Raw genomic sequence first — 4,437 nt, forward strand, 5'->3', positions numbered from 1 at the left:
GGCGCGCAGCGGGTGGGCGCCACCCTGCGGCTCGCCATGGGCGGCCAGGAGCTGCTGCGCGGCGAGGGGTCGCTGGCGGCGGCCCCGGAGCGGCTGCTGGCGCGGGGCGGGCTGCGGAGCGCGCCGCTGTCGGTGGTCCTGGTGGTGCCGCACGCGTCGCTGGCCCGCACCTCCACGAGCACGCTGCTCGTCGAGGGGACGGTGGATGCGCGGCTCACGGCGGAGGGGACGCTCGCCGCCCCGCGGCTCGCGCTCGAGGCGGCGGGGCGCGGGCTGCAGGTCGAGGGCCGGCCGCTCGGCGACCTCACCGCGCAGGCGCGCTGGGCGGAGGGGCGCGGGAGCGGCCGGGTGACGCTCGCCGCGAAGGCCGGCGGCACGCTGGAGGCGACCGCGGCGGTGGACGCGCCGCTCGGCCTCGACACCCGCGCCGCCGACCTGCGCCGGGCGCCCGCGGAGCTCGGGCTGCGCGCCCGCGACCTCGACCTCGGCTTCCTGCCCGCCGTGCTGGCCGGCTGGGTCCGGACCGCGTCCGGGAAGCTCCAGGCCGACGTGACCGCGCGCGGGCCGCTCGAGCGCGCGTCGCCGCGCGGGACGGTGCGGCTCGCCGACGGGCGGCTGGCGATCTCGGAGTACGGCGACTGGACGCAGATCGAGGTGGACGCGACCGTCACCGACGACGCGGTGGAGCTCCGCCGGGTGGCGGCGCGCCGCGCGCACGGCTCGTTCGAGGCGCACGGGGCGCTGCGCGGGATGGGCGGGCCGGACGCGCGCCTGGAGGGCCGGATCGTCAGCCGCGAGCTGCCCATCATGCGCGCCGGCATGGACCTCGCGACGCTCGACCTGCAGGTGGACGCGACCGGCGCCTACCAGCCCGGCGCGCTGCAGGTGAAGCTCACCGTGCCGCGGGGGACCATCCGCCTGCCCAAGCGCGCCCCGCGCACGCTGCAGTCGCTCGAGCGCCGCCGCGACATCGTGGTGGGCCGCCAGCCGGCGCCGAGGAAGGCGCCGCTGCCGGTGCCGCGCGGGCCGGGGGAGCGGCCGTTCACGCTCACCGCGCAGCTCCTCGTGCCGGGCCGGCTCCAGGTGGTGAGCGACAACCCGCGCATCCGCGTCGAGCTGAAGGCCAACGTCACCTACGAGCTGACCGGCGCCAACGACTTCGCCACCGGCACCGTCGAGGTGGTCCGCGGCGAGGTGGAGCCCATCGGCGGCCGCAACTTCCAGATCGAGCGCGGCAAGGTGACGTTCACCGGTGGTCCGCCGAAGGCGGCGCTGCTCGACGTGGAGGCGGTGTACGACAACCCGGTCGCGAAGGTGACGGTGGCGGTGGCCGGGCCGATCTCCGACCCGGAGATCCGCCTCTCCTCGCAGCCGCCCATGGACGACGGCCAGATCGCGCTGCTCATCGCCACCGGCCGCACCGAGCTGAAGCCGGGCTCGGGCGGGGTGGGGACGCTCACCGGCGAGGAGGCCGGCCGGGCCGCGCTGGGCGCGGTGGCGACCCAGGCGTTCAAGGACCTCGTCGCCGACAAGCTCCCGCTCGACACCGTGGCGGTGGACGCGGGCGCGCTCCGCGCCGGCAAGTACGTCACCGACAAGATCTACGTCGGCTACACGCGCCGCTTCGACGTGCAGCTCGAGCAGGGCCAGAACGTGAACGAGGTGCGGGTGGAGTACCAGATCACCCGCCGCTGGACGCTGGAGTCGCGCTACGGCGACGCGCAGTCGGGCGGCGCCAGCCTCATCTGGTCGAAGGACTACTGACCGCGGCCCCGGCCCCCGGGCCGGTCCGGGCGCAGCGCCACAGCTCGCGCGCGATCCAGGCGGCGAGCGCGAGCCAGAGCAGCGAGCGGACCACGCCGTCCGGGTGGAACACGTGGTCCCGGAACCAGGGCTCCCACCGCCGGGCCCGGACCTCGAAGGCGACGTGGAAGTCGGCCACCGAGGCCGCGCTCAGCACGAGGAACAGGCCGGTGGGCGCGGCGGCGAGCGCGCCGGCCAGGAACCCGTACAGCGCGTACTGCGGGCTCCAGACCTTGTTCGTGGCGATCCAGGCGGTGAGCGCGAGCGCCACCCCGAGCCGCACCGCCCGCCCCGCGTCGCCCCCCGCCCGCGCGGCGCGCCAGGCCGCGGCGCAGGCGAGCGCGACCGCGAGGAGCATCGGCCCGGTGGAGAGGACCTCGAGCAGGGGCCCGCGCCCCAGCCCGAGCGCGTCCCAGATCGAGTTCTCGGCGCCGCGCCCGGCGTTGAAGCGGAAGAACCAGCTCCAGCCCTCCGGCGCGGCGAGCGCGAACGGCAGGTTCACCGCGAGGAGCGCGGCGGCGAGCCCGGCGGCGAAGCGGACGAGCGGCGCGCGCGCCCGCTCGCCGGCGAGCGCGAGGAGCGCCGGCGGCGCGAGCACGCCCGGGAACAGCTTCGCCGAGGTGCCGAGGGCGGTGAGCGCCCCGCCCGCGCCGGGCCGGCCGCGCGCGAGCGCGAGGAGCGCCCCGCACAGGAGCGCGATGGGCAGGAGGTCCCAGTTCAGCCCGGCGTAGTAGACGAGCGCCGGCGTCGCCCCGAGCCAGAACGGCCGCGCCCCGGGCAGCCGCTCCAGCGCGAGGAGCGCGGCGAACAGGCACAGCGCCAGCAGCGCGTAGCTCACCGTGAAGTGCGCCAGCGCGCCGCCCGGGACGAAGCTCGGCAGCCAGAGCGCGATCCCCAGCAGCACCGGGTACTCGATCCGGTCCTCGAGGTACGGCAGCGGCCGCCCGCCGCCCAGGTACCGGTCGCCGTGCAGCGCGATCACGTCGGAGTAGCAGTGGTGCTGGAACGACCAGAAGCGGTAGCCGGCGCCGGCGTGCGAGGCCCCGCGCGCGACGTTCAGGTAGCCGATCGCCAGCCAGGCAGCGGCGAGGCCGAAGGTGAGGAGCCGGGCCCGGGAGGTCACGCGGCGGGGACGTTAGCACGCGCCGGGCGGGCGCCGCCGGGGAAGGCGGCGGGGCGAGCGCGGGCGCGGCCCAGGGTCGACCTTGACGGGCGGGAGGTCGCGATGATCTGGCTGCTGGCGTCGGTGCTGCTGCTCGTGTGGATCGTCTCGCTCGCGTTCAAGGTCACGGTGGGCGCCATCCACCTGCTCCTGCTCGCGGCGGTGGCGCTGTACGTGGTGGGCTTCTTCCGGGGCCGCCACCGGACGGTCACCTGACGGGCGGCCGCGCGCCGCGGCGCCGCGCGGACGGCGCGCCGCCCGCGCGCCTCGGGTAACATCGCGCGCCGGTGACCCCGCTCCAGCGCCTCGCCGACGCGCTCGCCGCGCTCGTCTCGACCACCGGGCCGTACGCGCCGGGGATCCTGTTCTTCGCCACGCTCGTCGAGTACGTCTTCCCGCCGTTCCCCGGCGACCTGCTGGTCGTGCTCGGCGCCTGGTACGCGGTGGAGGGCGCCATCTCCTGGCCGCTCACCTTCGTGTCGGTCACCGCCGGCGGCCTGGCCGGCGCGTGGCTCGACCACCGCGTCGGCGCGGCGCTCGGGCGGCGGCTCGACGCGCGCGCCGCCCGGCACGGCGCGCTCTCGGTCCAGGCGCAGCGGCTCGCCCGCTTCGAGGCGAGCTACCGGCGCTGGGGCGGGTGGCTGCTCGTCGCGAACCGGTTCCTGCCCGGCGTCCGGGCGTTCATCTTCGTCGGCGCGGGCGCCTCCCGGATCCCGCTCCGCCGCGTGCTCCTCCTCGGCGGGCTGTCGGCCGCGCTCTGGAACGCGGTGCTGCTCGCGGCGGGCGCGTTCCTGGCGCACAACCAGGAGGAGCTCATCCAGCTCGTGCACCGCTACACGCGCGCCGCCTGGGTCGCGCTCGGCGCGGGCGCGCTGCTGTGGGCGCTCGGGATCGCCTGGCGGCGGGCGGCGCGGCGGCGCGCCGCGGCGGCCGGCGAGGAGGAGGCGTGATCGCGCTCGCCGCGGCGGCGCTGCTCGCCGCCCTGCCGGAGGGGCAGGCGCGCTACCGCGTCGAGCTCTCCGGCGAGCCGGTGGGCGCGGCCGAGCTGCGGGTCGCCTGCGCCGGGGCGCGGTGCCGGCTGAGCTTCGGGACGTGGCTGCGCGCGCCGGAGGAGGCCGGCGGCGCGGTGCGGGTGCGCCGCCTCGAGGCCGAGGTGGACCGCGAGGGCCGGCTGGCCGGCGCGGTGCGCCGGCTCGAGGACGGGGCGCCGCGGGCCGCGAGCGCGGCGCCGGGGCGGGTGCCGGCCTCGGCGGCGGAGCTGGCGCTCCTCTCGGCGGCGGCGGCCCGGGGAGCCGCGGCGGGCCCGGCGTGCCTGCCCGCGTTCGACGAGGAAGGGGGGGCGCACCGGCCTCGCCTGCGCCGGCCCGGCGCTGCCGGACGGCGCGCTCGCGCTCGACGTGCTGGGCGAGCGGGAGGAGGTGCGCGCGGGCCCGGACGGCTTCCCGGCCGAGGTCCGGCTGCCGGACCAGGGC

Annotated in this window: 4 protein-coding genes and 1 pseudogene; 4 read left to right on the forward strand and 1 reads right to left on the reverse strand. The window is 78.2% G+C overall.

Annotated features, from left to right (window positions below; translation table 11 throughout):
• On the forward strand, positions 1-1,764 hold a 1,764-nt coding region (locus PSR1_RS21900; protein WP_160309048.1), incomplete at its 5' end, for a translocation/assembly module TamB domain-containing protein.
• Here the strand turns inward: PSR1_RS21900 and PSR1_RS21905 are convergent.
• Positions 1,742-2,926: a hypothetical protein gene (locus tag PSR1_RS21905; protein WP_059439464.1), complete on the reverse strand. Its 1,185-nt coding sequence runs from the start codon at positions 2,924-2,926 to the stop codon at positions 1,742-1,744. The genes PSR1_RS21900 and PSR1_RS21905 overlap by 23 nt on opposite strands.
• A gap of 102 nt (positions 2,927-3,028) precedes the next feature.
• Between PSR1_RS21905 and PSR1_RS24265 the strand changes: the two genes are divergently transcribed.
• The 3 genes and pseudogenes from PSR1_RS24265 to PSR1_RS21915 all read left to right on the forward strand — a co-directional run.
• Positions 3,029-3,181: a DUF5670 family protein gene (locus PSR1_RS24265; RefSeq protein ID WP_193388404.1), complete on the forward strand. Its 153-nt coding sequence runs from the start codon at positions 3,029-3,031 to the stop codon at positions 3,179-3,181.
• Positions 3,182-3,252: 71 nt separating this feature from the next.
• Positions 3,253-3,915, forward strand: a complete 663-nt coding sequence (locus tag PSR1_RS21910; protein WP_059439465.1) for a DedA family protein — start codon at positions 3,253-3,255, stop codon at positions 3,913-3,915.
• A pseudogene (locus tag PSR1_RS21915) lies at positions 3,912-4,437 on the forward strand (hypothetical protein); the annotation flags it as partial. The gene PSR1_RS21910 and the pseudogene PSR1_RS21915, both read left to right, overlap by 4 nt.

Source organism: Anaeromyxobacter sp. PSR-1 (assembly GCF_000964525.1).
GTDB lineage: Bacteria > Myxococcota > Myxococcia > Myxococcales > Anaeromyxobacteraceae > Anaeromyxobacter.